Raw genomic sequence first — 19289 nt, 5'->3', positions numbered from 1 at the left:
TGGACCCCAGGAGGCGATACTTGCGGTCTATTCAGGCATCAGGCATCGAGAAACCGTGCGACCGAATCGACATTCGTGAGGTAAGCGACTTTACGGCTCTCACTCTATCAGCGATAATCAACCTGGATTTACCCCGAAGAATTAGCAGTCAGTCCACGATTTCGACGTCGAACATGGACCGCCAGCGGTAGCGACGCCCACCCCAAACGAACGTCCGACGTGCCAGTCCGTACACGATTAGCAAGGGCCCGAGAATCATTGCTGGATACGCCAGCAGGGCCGTCCACCGTCGAATGCCGAATGTCGCGTAGATAACGGCGTAGCCTAGGGTCGCCGAGACAAAGCCGACGAGAGGATAAAAGAGGAACGAGATGCCGAGGACCGACGTCAGGACAGCGAGCAAGACCCAACCGGCCCGGCCGTGCCGCAAGGAGGCCTGCATGAAGCGCGTGTGGCGTTCGAGGGATTTGCGTATCGTCCCGCCGATTTCAACCCGCCGGGTCCGGTCAGCCCCCGTGAAGTCCACGTGTTCGCCGAGCGTGGCATCGTCGTTGACTGTCCGTCGGAGGTCCCGGAGTAAGGCGACCTCGTCTACATCCTCGCGGTCGGATACGAGCGCCCCACCCCAGGCCATAAGACCGGCGGAGGCCAGAGCTGTCGACGTCACATAGGATGGTTCCAACAGATACGCGAGGGGATCCCGCCCGACGAACACGGGGACTTCCGTGGTGGGGCCCTGACGTTCGTAGTCTGTCTTCATCTGCTCCAGCCAGTCGGGCGGGTGGTGGAAATCGTCGTCGGTCCAGATGATGCGGTCGTGTTCTGCTTCGACCATCCCGGCCGCGATAGCGTTGGCCTTGCCCGAACAGCCCTCCGGCTCGCCAGCAACCACGACCCGAGCCGATGGCGGGAGGTTATTGCTGTGGGTAGTGACTGGATCATCCGGGCTATCGCAGATGATCAGGAGTTCGTTGTCCGGCCCAACCTGGTCGCAGAGTTCCTTACAAGCATCAGTCCACTCAAGCGTCGGCAAGAGGACGCTCGCCGGCGACGTGGTGCCCATTACCAAACAATCTCAGAAGATTGTAATATAAACACCGTTACGAACTACGGTAGTGACGGAAGGAGTTGGAGGCCAATCCGCGTCGGTTCTGACTGACCGACGACGCAGAATTACGAGTGCTTCGAACACCGAGGCTACGGAACCGATAGCGGGACCCCCCCTCTGTCGCGAACTTAGCGGCTTCTTCTGGAAGGGTCTCTGCGAGTACCCCTCAACCGACGCACGCGTGATTCGCCTCGATTTCGAACCGGTGAAGTTCGGGAAGTACAACACAGCGCCGACGCGGCAGACGCCCACGGCCGCGTGGGAAAATTTCGAGCGTCTTCTCGAACGCGGGCACCATACCTCGGGACGTAACCCCGAGGCGGTTCACATCGGCGCAAACTCTTCCCCGGAGTCGGGAAGATACTCGATGATACTGCGGTGGGCACCGAAGTCGCTGATGATCGTCTGGAGTGCGTCGACGACGGTTGCGATGTCGCGATTCAGTTCGTGTTCGCGATAGGTCCCCCCATCCTGCCCGCGGTGTTCCATCGCCGAGAGCGTCAGGTTGAGAATCTCGAAGTCAGAGAGGAAACTGCGCATCCGCCGTGCAGTCCGGGGGTCGCGGTTCTGGAACTCACAGAGTTCCTTGTACCGTTGATAGACCACGCGTGAGCGCGCGGGCGTTGCATTTTCAGCCGCGAGGGTGGTCAGCGCATAGAGGGTGAGTTGCTCATGTTCAGTGAGGTCCCGCATGATATCCATACTCTGTTGGGCCTCGAGTTTCTCCTGGGCACGTTCGACATGGTCGGTCGTCACCGACTCGGCGTTCTCAGTGCGAGCGAGGTCACCGGCTTTCCGCAGGAGGGTGATCGCACGCCGTGCGTCCCCGCCATCCTGCCGCCCGAGGGCCGCACACAGCGGAATCACGCCATCCTCGAGCGCACTCTGGTGGAACGCGATTTCGGCCCGCTGTTCGAGGACTTTCTGGAGTTCTTCGGTGCCGTATGGCGGAAACGAAATTTCGGTTTCACAGAGGGACGACTGAACCTTCGCATCGAGCTGTTCGCGGAACGTCGAGTCATTACTGATACCGATCAAACCAAGCTGGATATTGTCGATGTACCCATTGTTGTCCGCGCGCGTGATCTGATAGAGGAAGGTGTCGTCCGTGATGTGGTCAATCTCGTCGAGGACGATGATGACGGTCCCCGAGAGTTTGTTCAGTTCGTTCCACAGCAGGCGATAGACCTTCGATTGGGGATGGCCGGTTTCGGCGATGTGGTGTTCAGGTTCACGGAGGGTGTTCACGAGGCTGATCGCCGCCTGGTAACTCGTGCTCAGTCCATCGCAGTTCAACGAGATCACAGACAGGTCAACGTCGAAGTGTGCTGCTGAGTCCTGCAGTTCATTCAGCAAAAAATTCGTGACGGCGGTCTTCCCGACACCCGTTTTCCCATAAATGAAGATGTTGTCGGGGTACTCGCCGTTGATGATCGGCTGGAGGGCTGCTTCGTACTCCTCGATCTCGTTGTCCCGACCAACGATATCGTCCGGCACGTACTCCACTTTGAGCGTATTCCGCCGTTTATAGAGCGTATCGTCCGGCTGAAAGCGAGGAGTCATATGTACGCGAGTGAGTTACTAACGAATCATAATTGTTTCGACCATCGTTTCCGGTATTTCCAGTATAACCACCGCCGGTGCGTGTTCCACTATCCCAGTTTGGCCCCACCATTTCCAGTATAACACGAGACAGTTGATCTGGGCGTCATGTGGGGGGTTACACGACGGATTCGACGGTCCACGAAGACCTCCCACCCCACTGTTTCCAGTAATCAAACCACTGTATGGCGGGAGACACCCACCCCACCATTTCCAGTAAACGTTGGGAATGCCACATCGAGTTGTCATGGCGATCGACAACCACCCCTTTCCAGTATTTCCAGTAAACTGCTCTTTATATATTGGACAGACCCCAGTATTTCCAGTAAAATCGGTGGGAAGGATAATCGATAGCCGTCGGTGGGGTGGCAGTCGAGAATGTACCGGAACACCCCCTCCCCACTATTTCCAGTAAAGAACCACGAAAGAGTAGGGACCCTTCCAAAGGGAACTATAGATAATGGGAAAGTTTATACCAATGGCGGGAAAGTTAGTCCGTAGGAGACCTAGGCGGAGGTTTGTCTGGTGCTGTTTTGGTGTGAAAGAATGTTTGGCGGTAGTTACAGAGAGCTTCGACGCGTGTTTTACTGGAAATAATGGGGGGAGAGTGTACAGCCACTATCGGTTCTGTAAAACGTGTAAACGTACTAGTGGAAATGGTGGGGTCTGACACTCGTCAGACGCCCTCACCATCGACTGCCTTATTATGGGAGGCGTTCTGCAGCTCTACATAAGAGCGCGCGGGCGAATCGATACAGACGGGAAAGATTTCACTCGTGAGCCTCGCAGCTGACGGTGCCCCCCGACGGTATCACCCCGGTGGGGTCTTCACTCGGGGTCTGGCCCATCGACGTTCTTGACGAGTGGTCCGGTGCCGACGAAGCTGATTATCCACCGTTGGGGCTCGTCGGTGGGATTGACGTCACGGTGGACGACTCTCGGAGGGAGGTAGAAGAACCCGCCAGTCTCGACGTCGAGGTGTTCATTCCCCCCGGAACCGTACTCGATGACCGCCGTCCCCTCCACGAGATGGGCATAGACGTGTCGGTCACCGTGATGGTGCCACCCCGACGAGACGCCGCCCTCCGCGTGTGCCTGGACGAGCTTGTTGTTGTCCGTTTCGAAGACCACCTTCCGGGTGATGCCGGGGGTGCCTTCGGCCTCCTCAAGGTCCTGCTGGGTGACCGCTCGTGGTAACTGTGTTGTCATGGGTTGTGTCAGTGACAAGTATGTGGTATGATACCAATTGTCATGGGTGTGTAAGTGCTATCACCACAAAAACATTTCCAGAGATCGGCGTCTGCAACGCCGAACGGGTCTATTCGCAGAACCGCTGGGACAGCATTTTCGGGGAAATTGCCGGGTATACACAGGGCGAGTGTGCTGACTACACCTCTCTATACAGCAGTCGATTTGCGGCAAGTAGGACAGCACGTGTTCCTGCACTCTCATCTTCGGCTTGGGCCCCCCACACCACTATTTCCAGTATTGCAGGCCCCCCACCGTCGCTGGTTGGTTGTCCGGGCGGGAGATCACTCACAGGGAGTCAAAGAGGTCAGCCACAACTGAAGTCGTAGATTACACAGAATCGAGTGCATACCCGCGTCTTTAGGCGCGGGCCGAGTGGACAATAGCGGATGTTATCTACATTCCCTGAATAATCTGGATAATCCGAATAATCTAGAGTATTCAAAAACTCCAGAACGTCAGGGTAACCAAAATTATTTCTATGGTCCTGTAGAGATATCCACGTAGACCTACGTTATGCCACGCGCAGTCAGCATCTGTTTATTGAAGGGGGGAATCGGAAAGTCGACAACGTCGATTAATCTCGCTCGTGAACTCGCCTACCGAGGGAGTGATGTCTTGCTCGTTGATCTGGACCCCAACGGTCACACAACCACGGGGCTTGGGTACGGTGAGGAATTCTATGCCGAGTCGCACCTCGGTGATGTCCTCTTGGACGATGGCGACCTCGCTCCGTCAGAGCTGATTGTCGAGACTGACTTCGAGATCGATTTGCTCCCATCGAACGACCGGATCGAGCAAGTCGAATCCGACCTGGGTGGGGTCATGATGGGTTCGGCGCGTCTCAAGCAGCGTGTCGTCGACCCACTCCTTGGGGACGTGTACGACTACATCATCGTCGACTGTCCGGCTGCCCGTGGCAAACTGAACGACAACGCTCTGTATGCTACCCAAAACATGATTCTACCCATGCGTCCGGAGTCCGGGGCGCTCTCGGGGCTGGAAAAGACGGTCAAACGGCTGATCCAGCCGGCACGCGAGCACTTCGATCTCGAGGTGCTGGCGGTTGTCCCAACGGACCTTCGTGACCGAATCGACCACGACCGCCCGACCCGACGGCTGATCGAAGCACTCGTCGCAAAGCCGAACATTGCCTCGAAGCTGCCGAACTTCGCATACACCGACCCCGAGTTTTTCGAGGCCGTCGACGATGGATCGTGGGAGGGCGAACTCCCCAAGCCAGGGATCCGCCACCGCGCGTCGATTGACGCCTCGATCCGCGACCACATGCCAGTCCGTGATTACGACGAGTCGTGTGACCAGCTCGAGTGCTACGACGAGTTAGCGCAGATCGTCGAAACTGGTGAGGTGGACCGATGAGCGACGATCCATTCGGTGATCTGGATGCGGCAATGGGTGGTGACACCGACTCAGACACGGAGCCGGAGACGTCCGCCGAGTCGGTCGACGACGACCACCCAGACGAGGACGACACGATTGACCCACGCGAAGCACCGGCTTTCGAGTTCGACGAAACGGTTCACAAAGCACTGTACGTCCTCGACGACGTTGCAGTTGACTTCGACGACGTCATCACCTATGATGTTGAGCGGGACCTCTCGCGAGAACATGGGCTCCAGAATATCAAAAAGAGCGAGCTCCACAACGCAGCGCTTGCGGCAATCTCTGCACACCCCGAGTTGGTCATCGAGCAGGTCCTCTCCCAACGTGGCCTCGATGATACTGAATCTGAATAAGGTGAGTTAGGAAAATTACCTCCGCAATTTGAATTATCTGGAAAACCTTGATTATTTGCGTGTTTTGGCCCTCCTGCTAGGAACCTCTCCGAGAACAATTCTGAGACGCTCGACCTAGCCAACGAACCTACACAATTTGAATAATTTAGATAAGTTGAATTTCTCAGGCCGTGTCAGCACTGCGGGTGATGTGTGGAGTGTGACTGCTGGCCTATCCTCTGAGGCAGATCCGCCCCATGTCCGCGAAGTAATCCGGGCACCTTCAATACTCTGAACAACGCAGATTAAAACTAGTATCTGAATTATCTAGGTTGTGTGGATACTCTAGATTATCCGAATAGGCTGGTGTAGGGACATTTTCTGAAGAGTGTCTGTACTGGGCTTGCTCTCTTGCGATTGATTGCATAGTAACCAGAGTAGTCCTAGCCATTTACAAAATTTAAATAATTCAAATTTCTCACAAGGCCCAGATAACTTTGATTATTCGTGAAGAGACTCCCCACACCTGTAGTCGTGGGGAGTCTGTTGAGTATCTCGTTAATGGTGCACCTGAGCGCCGCTTCTAAATTATCACGTACTCCTGGTAATTCGACGCTTCCTCTCGGCGAGGACGTGTTCGACGGCCTCCAGTTCGGCGGCAAACGGAACTACGGCTACGGGACGACCACACTGAAAGACACGCAGGTCGTTGACTTGGAGGCACTGGACTACTTGCGTCTCGAAGACGGCGAGGCGTTCATCCTCGAACTCGTGACGCCGTTCGTCCTCAGGTCGGAGTACCCGAAGGCGAACAACGTGGACGGCCCCTGGTGGTGGAGCGTAGACGACGAAGCGCAGCTGCGCCACCGGCTGGAGAAGGTCATCGAGGGTGACGACAACTACGAGTTGGAGACGGTCGATCACAGCGTGGTCGTCGGCTACAACGGTGACCGTCCGGTGGAGACCGCAAAGAGCGGGCTGACCCGCGTCGGGAACCACTCGAAGTACGGCTTCGGAGAGCTTCGAGTGAAGCTCCGGCTTTACGCAACCGGTTGTTCACTCAGAGAAACAAAAGAAATTCTTCGCTATCTCGACGTTGAACGCTCTCACCAAGCTATCTGGAACTAGTACATCGGCTCGCTGACAGCGGTCACAACCCACCTGAGGCGACGCCGAAGCGGGTTGCGGTCGACGAAACCGCTGTCACAATCAATGGTGATTGGTCTTGGGTATTCAATACAATAGACGCCGAGACAACGTTGATTCTCATCATCGAATCATTTGGACGACATGGGACTGATCCGGCTGCTGTGTTTCTCCATCGACTCTCGGCAAAACACGATCTCCCAGAGGCTGTGTTTCTCGTCGATGGCACGGCTATCGGGCTGATATCCCTCGATTAGGATTAGGTGGTCGGCTCGACTACGCCGAACGAAATCTCATCGAGAAATGGTTTCATACCCTCACAATGCGAGTCGACCGCTTCCATAAGTCGTGGGGTCGGCAGCCATGCGAGTGTCTGCAAGTAGTTTGTATAAAATATACAATACTATAATTTTCAGAGGCCGAATCAAGCGCTCGATGGATGAACGCCGGTCGAGGAGGTCACTCACTAGACAGTGCAGGCGAGGTGAAATTGTAATCCCACAAGAGTTTACAGTAGTACGGGAGTAATTGTAATTTCAAAAGAAGTTACGGTGGCGTGGGGTGTAATTGTAAATGTACAATGATTTACGATATCGCGGACGTACCTGTAATCTCACAAGGGTTTACAGCAGCACGGGGGTAATTGTAAATCTAAAAGAATTTTGATTCAGTTGGTGGCCTGAGGCATCAGTTCTACCGTATGCTTAGGTTGGAGCGCGAGACCTGGTGAGATAGCGAGATCGTCGTACCTCCGCTCAAACGTGTACTCCTGTGCGATTGTTGCAACGACAAGCTGTGCTTCAACGAGCGCGAACTGTTTCCCGATGCAATGACGGGGACCCATACCGAACGGGAAGTACGCGGATGCCGGGCGATCACGACCGTTCGGTTCTTCATTACTCCATCGCTTCGGTCGGAACAGTGTGGGGTCATCCCAGAACCGCTCGTCCCGATGCATGACCCACGTCGGGAGAACGACGAGTGCGCCCTCAGGGATCGTGTAGCCATTGATTACTACGTCCGAAACTGGCTCCCGTCTGACCTCGTGAACAGGTGGGTAGAGACGGAGCACCTCACGGACCACCTGCTCGGTGTACTCGAGATCAGAGAGGTCCTCTGCTGTCGGAAGGTCGCCACCGAGTACAGTCTCGAGTTCCGCATGGAGACGTGCTTCCGCCTCCGGATTGCGACTCAGTAGATCCCAGACGTAGGTTAGTGTGAGGGCGGTCGTCCGGTGACCGGCGAAGATGAATGTGAGCATCTGATCTCGGATTCGTTCGTCGCTCATTCCGGTGGCCAACAGCATCGAGAGTAGCTCCTTCCGGTCTGCATCGTTCTGACTGTTTCGTCGGCTGTCGATGATCTCGTAGATCTGCCCGTTGATCTCCTCTAGAGCATTCTGACCCCGTTGGAGGAACGGAAGTGGTACCCAGTCGGGGGCGACCATTGCAATCACTTGGTTCCGCGTTTTCGTCGGCTTGAGCAACTCCTCTACGATCCTATAGAGTCCACGGGCTTCGAGATCGATCGGACCGAACATCGCCTCCGTGAGAATATCCAGGGTGAGAACCATCATCTCCTCTTTCATCGCCAGTGGAGTTGTGGTGTCCCAACTCTCCATCCGCTCCTCAGTCCGATCAACCATAATGTCGGCGTAGCGCTTGATCGCGGACATATAGAATGCTGGCTGGATCGCCTCTCGATCTTGTTTCCACTCTTTCCCCGAGTTGGTGATGAGACCATTGCCGAGCATGCCCAGTACCAGATCATTAGTGGCCTGGTGTTTCGGGAACTGATTTCGTTCTGTCAGCACCCGTTCGACCTCGTCTGGATCGGTGAGCATGTAGGCATCCACTCCCATTAGCTCGTAGTTGACGACTGGTCCGTACTGCTCTGCACACTGTTCCCGAAAGTCACAGGGACCGCGAGTCCACTGGTGAGTGTTTCCGAGCAGCGGCAGTTTCCGCGGCCCAGGTGGGCTGTCGCTTGCCGTCATACGACTTTTATCTTATTTCTAACTAATATGAGTACTGGAATAACAACGCATCCGAAAATAAAAGTGGCCAAGCTATCGTGAACAACCCCACCCTACTCGCTCACGTCACTGTCTGCTTGTCGTGTTGCTCCCCCATACTGAGCTACTATTCGAGCCTCTGCCTTTCGAAGGTGGTTCGTAACGGTACTCTTCGAGCAGGCTAACTCGTCAGCAACATCCCGAACACTGGCCTGACGGGGGATTTCGTAATACCCGAGGTCTTGTGCAACCAAAAGCACCTCCCGCTGCCGATCAGTCAGGAACGCTACTGAGTTCTCTTGACACGCGTCATACTCGCTGAGCCGGTTGACTGACACGGAAAGGTGATTGGGGAGACCCGAGACTATTGCTTGGAGATCATCAGCATCGCCAACAACTTCGACAATCATCTCACCCTCTGTCCCATATTCGATAGGTGATACCACCAAACCATCGGTGTTGACAAAGAGGTCTCGGAACCGATGTGAGTGTTCACGGGTGGTTTCTTTGAGGTATACGTAAAAACTACTGTCGTTGACAGGAGTGACATCGTATTTGCGAATGGCGTCTATGGCGTCAAGTGCAACGCGGTAGTCGTCGTGCCTCTCGTGGACATCGCCAACAATCTGGAAGAGAGTGGTGGCAGATACCGGGTTCGAGAAATTCCATTGACGAAGATATCCACGTCGAAGGGAGTCTTGCTCGGCAAGGAACTGCTGCATCGGGTGGCGCAGTTTGACTGGAAATTGCAGCCGTAATTGGAGGCATCGCATTATTCACAAAAACAACATCCATTTGTTATAAATGGACGGACGTGTCCAACACAACACCGTAGTTCGAGGGGACGAAATTCAACCCGGATGAATACCAAAGAGGACCATCCTCCCGGACCGGACGGCTTGCCGGTTGTGGGAAACACAGTCGAGTTTAGTCGTGATACCTTCGCGTTCTTTGAGCAACTACGGAAGGAGTACGGTCGGATCGCAAGCTACGATGTGTTCAGCACTGATGCCTGCATGGTTGCAGATCCGGAGTCAATTCGAGAAGTCCTTCTCGATGACCATGACACCTACAAAAAAGGTGATCTCCTCACCCGGAGCCTCGGAGACGCTATGGGAGAGGGTTTGCCCTTGGCAGAGGGTGAACGGTGGGAACGTCAGCGCAATCATATTCAACCAGTGTTCTATCGAAATCGCTTAGATACCTACGTGCCCGCGATGCGCGCCACCGCAGCGGAAACGATCGATGGCTGGGGCGACGGGACTGTCGTCGACATTTACGACGCGATGACAAAAACGACGATAGGGGTACTTGGACGGACACTTTTCGGTGTCGATGTCGCTGACGAACCCGTAATCGCGGAAGCGTCGGAAGCTATCCTCGCCCGATTCGACACGAGTCGCTTCTGGTCGTTTCTGCCGGACCGTATTCCAACACCGACGAATCGTCGATATAAAAGAGAGCTCAGTCGACTCCGGGAGTTTGTCGACAAGTTAGCACAACAGCGTGGCAATCTTGCCCCGGACGAGCGCGGCAATGACCTACTGTCGATTCTAGTTGGCCTCCTTGAGACTGGTGACGTATCGTGGGATGAGTTGCGTGATAACATGATTGCGTTCCTTTTCGCCGGACACGAGACCACCGCACTCGGACTCACATACACGCTGCTCTGTCTTGCTCAGAATCCTGACGAACAGGCTCGGATTCGCACGGAAGTTAACTCGACCTGTGACGGGGATATCGTAGCCGCGGACATTTCAGATCTCGAACGAACCGAACAGGCTATCGATGAGGCTCTGCGGCTATACCCGCCGGTGTATTTCTTCTTTCGAGAACCGACGCAGGATGTGAATCTGTCGGGATACGAGATCTCTGAGGGAACGACGTTGGTGTTGCCATCGTGGGTCGTTCATCACGACCCCCGGTGGTGGGACGAGCCAGAAGAGTTCCGTCCGGGGCGGTTTGCCGGGGAGTCAGACCGTCCGGAGTACGCATATTTCCCCTTCGGTGGCGGCCCTCGACACTGTCTCGGAATGCGGTTCGCACGAACAGAGATGCAGATCGTGATCGCCTCGATCCTCCGCCGCTACGAACTGGAGCTAGTCTCGGATCCAGATCCCGACTTGATCACCAGTTCGACTCTCAAGCCAGGGAACCCGGTCGAAATCTGTGTCCACGAGCAATCGTAAATACTCACAATTCGTATCAGATTCGACGTCTGCTAGTTGGTGGTGAACTGCCTCGGGGCGTGGCCCCGAGACACCCAGCCTGCTCCGCCTGTTGATTATCCACACGAGCGACACCTGACTGCTACCACCGTGTCGAACTCGACGTTGCCTGTGAATTGCGCTACGCACTAATCCGATAGTGTTCTCTGTCTATGCTGTCTCGTGATCTACTGGTATCATTCCTCAGTGTAGAGTTTCATTGGAAGTCGGGTGAACCCGTGACCGATCGGATCCATGTTCGGAACGAGTTCGCTCTCTTCAACGTCTATCGCCTCGACTCGGTCAGTAATCGCTTCGAAGATGATATCTCCCTCTAACTTTGCCAGGGGCGCGCCCAAGCAGCGGTGGGGTCCGGACCCGAAGGCAATATGAGGATTGGGCATACGTTCGGGGTCGAACTGATCAGGATTATCGAACGTACGCGGGTCTCGGTTCGCTGCACCAATCCATGCAGTCACTTGCTCCCCCGCTGGGATTACCGTCCCACTCAGTTCGACTTCCTCGGTGGTACGTCGCCCCGAGACCTTGGGGACTGGTCCCCGGTATCTCAGAGCCTCCTCGAACGTGGACGTCCGCTCGATTTCACCGTCACGCAACGCCCCGTAGAGACCCTCTTCTTCGAGCGCCCAGAGCGCGTTTCCGATAGCGTGAGTTGTCGTGAAGTGCCCAGCGAGGAACAGCAGTATACAGAACGAAACTCGTTCCTTCTCGGAGAGCGGTATTTCCGGGTCTGCTATCACCGACAGAAGGTCGTCCCCGGGTTCTTGACGGCGTTTTTCGAGGAGTCCCGCGAAGTACTCTCCCGTACCGCTGAACAACGCTCCACCACCTTCACTCACGTCAACATCCATCGCCCCGGACCATTGCTGGATGACATCCCACTGCTCGTAGGGGATACCGAGGAGCCGAGAGATCGTAAGAACGGTAATCGGGGCTGTCACTTCTGAGATGATCTCCACGTCTGCTCCGTCTTCGAGTGCTTGATCGAGCTGTTCATCTGCGATCGATCGAATCGATGGACGAAGTTTCTTGAGATTACCGGGGTGGAAATACTCGTCGACAACCCCTCGGAGCCGGTCATGTTCTGGAGGATCGACGTCGAGCATAACGGTTCCGAGGCCACCAATCGGGTCGAAGTCAGATGCACCCGCGGAAGAGAACGTTTCGTGGTCCGAAAGAACCCGCTTGACATCATCGTAGCGGAACACGTCCCATTGTTTCCGGTCTTCGTCGTAGCGAATCGGTTCGTGCTCTCGCATCGTTTCAAACCACGGGAACGGGTCTAGCTGTCGTTCAGACGAGTTGAGCTCAGCGGGGAGCTGTATGTTCGACTCCATTTGATCAGACATCGGTTCAGACGATGTAGCTACGAAATATAAGATTAATGAAAATCAGTTGACTTATTTATGCATTGCTCCATTTTGATATACAATTGGTAACTAAGCGTTCACCCCGTCCAATCTGTACCCCTGTTGGAGTGTATGACACTCTTTGTAGGGCTGAACGTTACCCTGCTGGTCAAGCAATCGGACCGAAACCTGCATTAAATTTGTTACTTGGTTGATATCGGTGACTTTTCCTCGTAATAGCCAATTGTTTAAATTGGTGACCACTGACATGGAATTGGACGAGCGTTTCCCTGACAGTCTCGACACACCAGAACGGCGTTTAGATCCCTTCCCGTGGTACGAAACGATGCGGGAAAACGAGCCTGTTCGTTACGACGAAGACCGGCACTGTTGGGATGTATTCCGGTACGACGATGTCAAGCGTGTCCTCACGGACCACGAACGGTTCTCTTCCGCGGGCGCTTCGGATTTCGATCCGATGGGTATGCTCGCGACCACTCTGGTTGACGTTGACCCTCCGGAACACGATCAGCTCCGAGGTATCGTCGACGAGTACTTCGAACCGGGTAATCTTCGGAAGCTCCGTCCGTCCATCAGATCGATCGTGGACGAGCAACTTGACCGGGCACTGGCAGACGGACCAGATGTCGAGGTCCTCTCGGAAGTGACCGCCCCAGTCACCGTCCTTACGATCTCTCGCCTTCTCGGTCTCTCCCCCGACCAACGGGACGTTTTCCGAAAGTTTTCGTCGTCGATGAACACTGACGAAGCGGATCTTGCCAAAATATTCGGACTGATGCGCGAGTACTTTGAGGGGCTCATCCAGGATCGTCGGCAGAACCCCCAAGAGGACCTCCTTTCGGTGATCGCAGATCAGGAGGTCTCGCTCTCGGAGGAGAAACGAACCTCGTTCTGTATCATGCTGTTTCTGGCCGGACATGAGACGACAACTCATGCTGTCGGGAACGCGCTCTGGACGCTCGAAGAAGAGGGTCTCTACGAGGCGTTGCGTGATGGCGAAATCGATCGAGAACAGACATTTGATGAGTCTCTCAGGTACCGGCCACCGTTTTATTCAGTCTCGGGCCGACGCACTACTGAAGAGGTCGAACTGAACGGGACAGTGATCCCTGCCGGCGAGCGCGTGACATCGTGGGTCACCTCAGCGAACCGAGACCCGCGTAAGTTTGACGACCCCGAGCAATTCAACCCTGATCGCAGGCCGAATCCGCATCTTGCGTTCGGATCCGGCCCACATTACTGTCTGGGAGCACCGCTTGCGAAGTTAGAGGGAGATATCATCTTCAAAGCGGTCACTGACCGAGTCGAGACAATAGAACTTGGAACGGACAAGCTCGTTCCAAACCCCGGGACGACGAGATTCGGACTCAAGCGACTCCCAATGCGGTTTAACGCTAGATAAGGTCGCTACAGCACAGCTCATTTCGAAATATGACGACTTAGCTTTCGAGGAGAACTGTGCAGTGAACTGCCTCGGCCTGATCCGCCTGTAGAAGGCATCCTGCCTGTTTAGCTCAGCGACTGAACAGCTCTCCTCCCTTTTCTGCTCCGCGGTGGATTCAGTCTTGACATTATAAATACATATGAGGATCATAAACTATATGTGTATTCTCTTTGACTTGATCCCATGGGTCAAGCTGAAGCAGAAAGAGATGAAAGTCTCAAGCTCCGCCAGATTGCTGATAAAATTACAGAAGCACCGTCTGAGGCAGGACGAGATGAAGCTGCCAAACTCCGCCAGATTGCTGATGAGATAGCAGATGGGCCAACGCAGTACGAGATCATTAAGACCTGTTACGGCTTCCTCTCTACGAAGATCGTTCTCAGCGCGGTCGAACTCGATCTGTTTACGGAATTAGCCAGCGAGCCGATGACCAAGGAACAATTGGAAGAACAGCTGGGACTCCACCCACGCTGCTCGGCTGACTACCTCGATTCCCTCGTTGCACTGGGCTATCTCAGACGAGAAGATGGCGTCTACCGAAATGATCCTGTGGTGGATAAAGTTCTGGACGCGAGCAAAACGGAACACTACATCGGAGGCGCTCTGGAGTGGGCGAACGAACACCAGTACCAGACCTTCGGCGAACTGACGGAGACGCTGAAGACTGGCGAACCCCAGAGCGGTTACATGGACGAAGATGAGATGTTTGACGAACTCTACGAGGACGAAGACCAGGCCGACGCCTTCACGAGCGGGATGGCCGGACTGACATCTAGGGTTGCGAATTACATCGCAGAGTCGTTCGAGTGGGAAGAATACGAGTCGGTATGTGACGTTGGGTCAGCGAAGGGGATGGTCCCGGTGACGGTTGCCGAGAAGAATGAACATCTCAAGGCGACTGCGTTCGACCTCCCAGAGCTCAAACCCATCTCGGAGGAATTCATCTCGAAGCGAGGTATGGACGACCGAGTGTCGTTCCACCCTGGCGACGCCTTCGAGGATGATCTGCCGCGCCACGACGTGTTTGTCCTGGGGCGTATCCTCCACGACTTCGGCCTCGAAAAGAAGAAGGAACTCATCCGCAGTACCTACGAGGCGATGCCGGACGACGGTGCCCTCCTTATCTACGGGTCACTAATTGACAACGACCGCCGTGAGAACGTCGTGGGGCTGATGACCAGCCTGTACGTGATGGTCGATTCGGAGAAGGGGTACGACTACACGCCCAAAGAATGTCAGAAGTGGCTCCAGGAGATCGGCTTCTCCGAGATCGAGGTGCGGGACATTCCTGGTCCGGAAACCATGGTTGTCGCCCAGAAGTAGGCCGTTCATCAGCCCTGCCGTAGCGATAGCGCGGCACGGCATCCAGCGATCATCTACACCATTCATTCCTCGCCGGGGAATGCCCAAACCGAGACGAATCCCGTGTTCTCGACCGGCGCTTTATTTTTCATATCGTACTCCACCAGTCAGCAAAGGTAACAGACGCGGCTCACGCCTTGGTGGTCCTTCAATTTCTCAAAACGCGTGGTAGTTGCGGAAATCCGCATCCCGAGTTGTGCCGCCCACTCCCTCTGGGTTCAGTCTGGACCCGAGAGAATCTTCAGTGAAGCGTCGTGATGGAGGTTCGGATACCGAACCATTTCCCGTCGGTAGTTACGAGGTCAACGCCGTCTCAAGACCATCTCGACGGGCCCATCGTGACGGTTCGTGATGGATGGTGCGAATGAGAGCTCATCGAGGGTGGTCTCGAATTCCCATTCTTGGAGTATCGTTCCGAGTATGAGACAGATTTCCATCTTCGCGAACCGTTCGCCGATACACCGGTGAGGACCCCCACCGAATGGGAAGTAGGCAAACGGCGGGAGTTTCTTCTCGAAGCCTTTCGACCACCGTTCCGGCCGAAACGCTTCGGGCTCGTCGAAATATCTCGGATCGCGATGAAGCACCCACTGCTGGAACGTGACCACGGTCCCTGCTGGGATATGATAACCGTCGATTTCGTCGTCTTCGGTTGCCTCCCGTGTCGTTCCCGGGATTGGGGGGTAGATTCGAAGCCCCTCTTTCATCACCTTCTCCATATAGGTGAGTTCGTGTAGGTCGGCCATTGTTGGCGCGTTTCCACCGAGAACGTCTGTGAGTTCCGACTGAAGGCGGTGGAGTTTCTGAGGGTGCTTCGAGAGAAGCTGGAGTATGTATGTCAGTCCGAGCTGTGTCGTCTCGTACCCAGCGATCAGGAAAGAGAGGACCTGATTACGGATGTCCTCGCGAGAGAGCGAGTCCTCAGCCTCTTGGAGCACCGAGACGATATTCGTCCCGTCGATACTGTTTGCTTTGTGCTGGTCGATGATTCGGTCTGCAACGGCATGTAGATCTTCGATAGCGCGCTCGAATTTTCGATTCCCTGGGGTGGGGACCCAACTGGGAATTTCAATAGGGCGTCGCATCTGAATAGCCGAGTAGCTCATCACCGTATCGAGAGAGTCGGCAATCTCCTCCCGCTGTTCGCGGATGTCGATGTCGAATAGCGTTTTCGCAATTATTTCCGTCGTCAATGATAGCATTTCATCTTGTATGTCACGGACCTCGCCGTCTGCCCACTGCTTACAATGTCGCTCAACAATGTCAGTCACGACGGTGCTATACCGTTTGATCTCGTCCGGATGGAACGCCGGTTCGATCATATGGCGCTGTGATCGCCAGTAGTCGCCATCAGTTGTTATAAGTCCATTTCCGACGATCGGTTTAAGGACGTCTTGAAACTCTCTGCCTTTGGCGTAGGCGTCGTTGTTATGAATCAGAACGTGTTCTATGTACTCCGGGTCACTCAACTGAATGAATTCCCGTCGTCCAATTTGAAACTGAGCGACTGGTCCGTGTTCCTGTGCAGTTTCTACGAAAAACTCCAGCGGACTATCTTTGAACGACCGAATGTTTCCAACAAGTGGAAGACCCCTAGGGCTCGGAATCTGCTCCGCATCACCTCCTGTTGATTCATCAGAGAATTCTTGCTTAACCATAGCGTCCCGATAGTGACTATAGAATTATATTTCATTCGGTGTGAACTGTGTACGTCCCGGTTGTCGCAGATTTCGCTGTTCTTCTCCGGTTGTTTGCGTACAACTCTTAGCTGGTGACTCTCAATTAACAAGCCCAGTCGACGACGCATCTTCGGGGGGCACGCAACCGCCTAGAACGTTCCGCACTGGAGCTTTGGCAATCGGCGTGCTAGCTCGTTCCGCCGGTGAACACATTCACTCGGTCGCTACTCGAGGCTCTCTTTGACTGTCAGGGAGACGATTGGTTCTTTGAAGCAGCCCAATCGACTGCATTCCGAAGTATCTGTCTGACTCCGTCGTGGTGGTAGATGGGATACTCCTCGTCTCCAGGTCGGAAGTAGAATATTTTCCCCATGCCACGCTGGAAGCAGACGCCGCTCCGGAACACATCTCCCCCTTCGAACCAGCTCGTAAAGACCTGGCTGTCTGGTTTGGGAATGTCGAACGGTTCTCCGTACGTCGCAGCGTTGGGAATCTTTGTGCACTCGTCTAATCCCTGCGCAATCGGGTGGCTTGGATTGACGGCCCAAAGGTACTCGCGGCTTCCGTTGTTTTCCCACTTCGAGTGGCCTGTCGCCCCGAGCAGTGACGAGAAGACGGGGGAGTCCTTGGCGGAATGGAGGAAGATGATCCCCATACCGTCGTGAACACGTTCCTTGATGCGACGAACAGTTTCGTCGGTGATCTCGTCGTGTGCAACGTGCTCCCACCAGATCAGGACGTCAGTGCGATCTAAGAGGGACTGCGGGACCCCTTGTTCTTCCCGCTGTAACGTGGTCGTCTCTACTTCGTAGTCGTTTGATTCGAAGATGCTCGCGATTGCCCCGTGGATACCATTGGGGTACCGTGCTGCGATGGCTTCGTCTTCGCGCTCATGTATGTTCTCATTCCAAACCGTAACGTTCGTCGGTGTCTTTTTTTCAGATTCAGCGGTCATGTGTTGGATATCGTTCTGCTCACGTGGTGATTTCGTGGTCATTCGGTTCGTCGATGTCCCTGCGTTCGACGCCAGCAGTTGGTCGATCCAATACCGGCTGCGGCTCGTTTGTAGCGTGTCCGAGCACGTGGTCTCCTTCCTCTAAGTTCGGGACTGAGACGGCCTCCCCATTCTGTCGCATAAACCGCACGTGGCAATGGTCCTGGACAATCGTCGAGACAGTCTGGGTATCGCCCTTGGCGATGATCTGAGTCAGCGGTCGCTCCGCCAACAGAACCCTGCCGACGTTGACTTCCCGGAACGAGCCGTCGACGTTGAGGCACGCCACAGTGTCACCCATCCCGAGGCTAGTCAGGTAATCCCAGTCTTCTTCGTCCGTCCAGACGTATGAGTGGACGGAACCAGCGTTGACACGGAAGGGACGGGGAGACGCTTCCGGAGGTGCTCTCGCTTCCGCATTCACGAACAGTCCGCCAGCATTCGTCGATCCGACGAGCATCCCCTCCATTTCTCCCATTAGTGTGGTTGTATCAAGACAGCAACGAATGCCTGTCCCGATCTGTTTGATCGTCTCGATCTCGAAGGGTTCGAGCGGGATGTCAATGTCGGATCTCCCTTGAGTCACCTTCACGTACTTTGAGAGCTTCTCCGGCTCCGGTGACGAGATCATGACACCGCCGGAGGTACCATTCATCGTACTGACGACCGATTCTGCCTCCCCGGGGGATCGAACGCCACTGATAACCGGCAGTCCCGCGTCTCGTACTGTTTCGAGCAATGAATCGAATCTGTTCACTTCGGAGATGTCCGGTACAACGAGGTATTGGGCCTGGTCCGGAAGCTGCTCTACGAGCGTGTTGGGGGGCTCGTTCAATACGGTGTCCAGATCCAGTTGGTAGGCAACTGAACAGTTGTGTTTGAGTGCTTTGCTTACGTGACCTTTGTCAGAAACGATCGCGATATCCGCCGAGTCGAGGCAAGCAGGGCGATCGGGGTCATACGGAACCGCCCGAGAGGTACTTGCAGGGAATTCATACGTGTCGACTTTATCGACGGACAGTACGATTGCGTCAAACGATAGATTGAAGGCTTCGTAAAGCTCGAACTGACTAGTCTCATCTACGACAGTCGAGTCGAGCCAGCACTGTTTCGCTGGCATGATGTGTAACAAGCAATGGTAACAAACTGAACCACAAATAGATACTCTTGGAATATTACAGGTAGCGTAATTACCAAGTTCAACAATTGGTTGGTAGAGAGAACTCGTGACCCACATATCGACTGGCTGTGCACTAGTCAGGGAAGTGGCCACAAAATAACTCGCAGACGACGCTAATCAGAGAGCGGTTCTTGCCTCTGAATTGATCGATATCACCTCAACAGCATCGGGAACAGCG

Annotated in this window: 14 protein-coding genes and 2 pseudogenes; 7 read left to right on the top strand and 9 right to left on the bottom strand. The window is 54.8% G+C overall.

The window, feature by feature from the left end; all coding sequences use genetic code 11:
• Positions 1-148: 148 nt before the first annotated feature.
• The 3 genes from ACH9L7_RS19055 to ACH9L7_RS19045 form a co-directional block, all read right to left on the bottom strand.
• Positions 149-1063, bottom strand: coding sequence for a glycosyltransferase (locus ACH9L7_RS19055; protein ID WP_396613946.1), 915 nt, complete (start codon positions 1061-1063; stop codon positions 149-151).
• Positions 1064-1432: 369 nt separating this feature from the next.
• The gene (locus ACH9L7_RS19050) at positions 1433-2671 is read right to left on the bottom strand and encodes an orc1/cdc6 family replication initiation protein (RefSeq protein ID WP_396613945.1); all 1239 of its coding nucleotides are present in this window, start codon (positions 2669-2671) and stop codon (positions 1433-1435) included.
• Between the two features lie 867 nt (positions 2672-3538).
• Positions 3539-3919 (bottom strand): cupin domain-containing protein, encoded by a 381-nt coding sequence (locus ACH9L7_RS19045; RefSeq protein WP_396613944.1) that lies wholly within the window; start codon positions 3917-3919, stop codon positions 3539-3541.
• Positions 3920-4474: 555 nt separating this feature from the next.
• Here ACH9L7_RS19045 and ACH9L7_RS19040 point away from each other — a divergent pair.
• From ACH9L7_RS19040 to ACH9L7_RS19025, 4 genes and pseudogenes are all read left to right on the top strand, one after another.
• Entirely contained in the window at positions 4475-5338 is an 864-nt protein-coding gene (locus ACH9L7_RS19040; protein ID WP_396613943.1) for a ParA family protein, read from the top strand.
• On the top strand, positions 5335-5715 hold the full coding sequence (locus tag ACH9L7_RS19035; RefSeq protein WP_396613942.1) for a hypothetical protein: 381 nt from the start codon (positions 5335-5337) through the stop codon (positions 5713-5715). Before ACH9L7_RS19040 ends, ACH9L7_RS19035 begins: the two co-directional genes overlap by 4 nt.
• 594 nt (positions 5716-6309) lie before the next feature.
• Positions 6310-6726: pseudogene (locus tag ACH9L7_RS19030) on the top strand (hypothetical protein); the annotation flags it as partial.
• A pseudogene (locus ACH9L7_RS19025) lies at positions 6721-7283 on the top strand (IS6 family transposase). The pseudogenes ACH9L7_RS19030 and ACH9L7_RS19025, both read left to right, overlap by 6 nt.
• A 224-nt stretch (positions 7284-7507) precedes the next feature.
• On the opposite strand, the gene ACH9L7_RS19020 reads toward ACH9L7_RS19025, so the two are convergent.
• Positions 7508-8836, bottom strand: a complete 1329-nt coding sequence (locus ACH9L7_RS19020) for a cytochrome P450 (RefSeq protein WP_396613941.1) — start codon at positions 8834-8836, stop codon at positions 7508-7510.
• A 92-nt stretch (positions 8837-8928) separates the two neighbouring features.
• Positions 8929-9576, bottom strand: a complete 648-nt coding sequence (locus ACH9L7_RS19015) for a helix-turn-helix domain-containing protein (protein ID WP_396613940.1) — start codon at positions 9574-9576, stop codon at positions 8929-8931.
• Between the two features lie 138 nt (positions 9577-9714).
• Here ACH9L7_RS19015 and ACH9L7_RS19010 point away from each other — a divergent pair, with 138 nt between their 5' ends.
• Entirely contained in the window at positions 9715-11043 is a 1329-nt protein-coding gene (locus ACH9L7_RS19010; RefSeq protein ID WP_396613939.1) for a cytochrome P450, read from the top strand.
• A 215-nt stretch (positions 11044-11258) separates the two neighbouring features.
• Here ACH9L7_RS19010 and ACH9L7_RS19005 read toward each other — a convergent pair whose 3' ends face one another.
• The gene (locus tag ACH9L7_RS19005) at positions 11259-12188 is read right to left on the bottom strand and encodes a cytochrome P450 (protein WP_396613938.1); all 930 of its coding nucleotides are present in this window, start codon (positions 12186-12188) and stop codon (positions 11259-11261) included.
• A 511-nt stretch (positions 12189-12699) separates the two neighbouring features.
• Between ACH9L7_RS19005 and ACH9L7_RS19000 the strand changes: the two genes are divergently transcribed.
• Both ACH9L7_RS19000 and ACH9L7_RS18995 read left to right on the top strand, forming a co-directional pair.
• Positions 12700-13854 carry a cytochrome P450 gene (locus tag ACH9L7_RS19000; RefSeq protein ID WP_396613937.1) on the top strand — a complete coding sequence of 385 codons (1155 nt, stop codon included), beginning with the start codon at positions 12700-12702 and terminating at the stop codon, positions 13852-13854.
• A 225-nt stretch (positions 13855-14079) separates the two neighbouring features.
• The gene (locus tag ACH9L7_RS18995) at positions 14080-15219 is read left to right on the top strand and encodes a methyltransferase (protein ID WP_396613936.1); all 1140 of its coding nucleotides are present in this window, start codon (positions 14080-14082) and stop codon (positions 15217-15219) included.
• Positions 15220-15560: 341 nt separating this feature from the next.
• Here the strand turns inward: ACH9L7_RS18995 and ACH9L7_RS18990 are convergent, their stop codons facing one another.
• The 3 genes from ACH9L7_RS18990 to ACH9L7_RS18980 all read right to left on the bottom strand — a co-directional run bounded on the left by ACH9L7_RS18990 (position 15561) and on the right by ACH9L7_RS18980 (position 19051).
• A complete protein-coding gene (locus ACH9L7_RS18990) occupies positions 15561-16916 on the bottom strand; it encodes a cytochrome P450 (protein ID WP_396613935.1) in 1356 nt (451 codons plus the stop codon).
• 268 nt (positions 16917-17184) lie between these two features.
• A complete protein-coding gene (locus tag ACH9L7_RS18985; protein WP_396613961.1) occupies positions 17185-17892 on the bottom strand; it encodes a ThuA domain-containing protein in 708 nt (235 codons plus the stop codon).
• A gap of 19 nt (positions 17893-17911) precedes the next feature.
• Complete coding sequence (locus ACH9L7_RS18980) at positions 17912-19051, bottom strand: 3-dehydroquinate synthase II (RefSeq protein WP_396613934.1); 1140 nt, start codon at positions 19049-19051, stop codon at positions 17912-17914.
• Positions 19052-19289: the final 238 nt, after the last annotated feature.

The organism is Haloferax sp. S1W (assembly GCF_044593955.1).
GTDB lineage: Archaea > Halobacteriota > Halobacteria > Halobacteriales > Haloferacaceae > Haloferax.
The sequence above is the reverse complement of the archived record's forward strand: the minus strand, read 5'-3'. Positions and strand labels throughout refer to the sequence as shown.

What these genes read in the sequence shown, in the direction of transcription:
- ACH9L7_RS19055 (WP_396613946.1), bottom strand. Translation starts at nt 1,063, where the DNA reads ATGGGCACCACGTCGCCGGCGAGCGTCCTCTTGCCGACGCTTGAGTGG.
- ACH9L7_RS19050 (WP_396613945.1), bottom strand. Translation starts at nt 2,671, where the DNA reads ATGACTCCTCGCTTTCAGCCGGACGATACGCTCTATAAACGGCGGAAT.
- ACH9L7_RS19045 (WP_396613944.1), bottom strand. Translation starts at nt 3,919, where the DNA reads ATGACAACACAGTTACCACGAGCGGTCACCCAGCAGGACCTTGAGGAG.
- ACH9L7_RS19040 (WP_396613943.1), top strand. Translation starts at nt 4,475, where the DNA reads ATGCCACGCGCAGTCAGCATCTGTTTATTGAAGGGGGGAATCGGAAAG.
- ACH9L7_RS19035 (WP_396613942.1), top strand. Translation starts at nt 5,335, where the DNA reads ATGAGCGACGATCCATTCGGTGATCTGGATGCGGCAATGGGTGGTGAC.
- ACH9L7_RS19020 (WP_396613941.1), bottom strand. Translation starts at nt 8,836, where the DNA reads ATGACGGCAAGCGACAGCCCACCTGGGCCGCGGAAACTGCCGCTGCTC.
- ACH9L7_RS19015 (WP_396613940.1), bottom strand. Translation starts at nt 9,576, where the DNA reads ATGCAGCAGTTCCTTGCCGAGCAAGACTCCCTTCGACGTGGATATCTT.
- ACH9L7_RS19010 (WP_396613939.1), top strand. Translation starts at nt 9,715, where the DNA reads ATGAATACCAAAGAGGACCATCCTCCCGGACCGGACGGCTTGCCGGTT.
- ACH9L7_RS19005 (WP_396613938.1), bottom strand. Translation starts at nt 12,188, where the DNA reads ATGCTCGACGTCGATCCTCCAGAACATGACCGGCTCCGAGGGGTTGTC.
- ACH9L7_RS19000 (WP_396613937.1), top strand. Translation starts at nt 12,700, where the DNA reads ATGGAATTGGACGAGCGTTTCCCTGACAGTCTCGACACACCAGAACGG.
- ACH9L7_RS18995 (WP_396613936.1), top strand. Translation starts at nt 14,080, where the DNA reads ATGGGTCAAGCTGAAGCAGAAAGAGATGAAAGTCTCAAGCTCCGCCAG.
- ACH9L7_RS18990 (WP_396613935.1), bottom strand. Translation starts at nt 16,916, where the DNA reads ATGGTTAAGCAAGAATTCTCTGATGAATCAACAGGAGGTGATGCGGAG.
- ACH9L7_RS18985 (WP_396613961.1), bottom strand. Translation starts at nt 17,892, where the DNA reads ATGACCGCTGAATCTGAAAAAAAGACACCGACGAACGTTACGGTTTGG.
- ACH9L7_RS18980 (WP_396613934.1), bottom strand. Translation starts at nt 19,051, where the DNA reads ATGCCAGCGAAACAGTGCTGGCTCGACTCGACTGTCGTAGATGAGACT.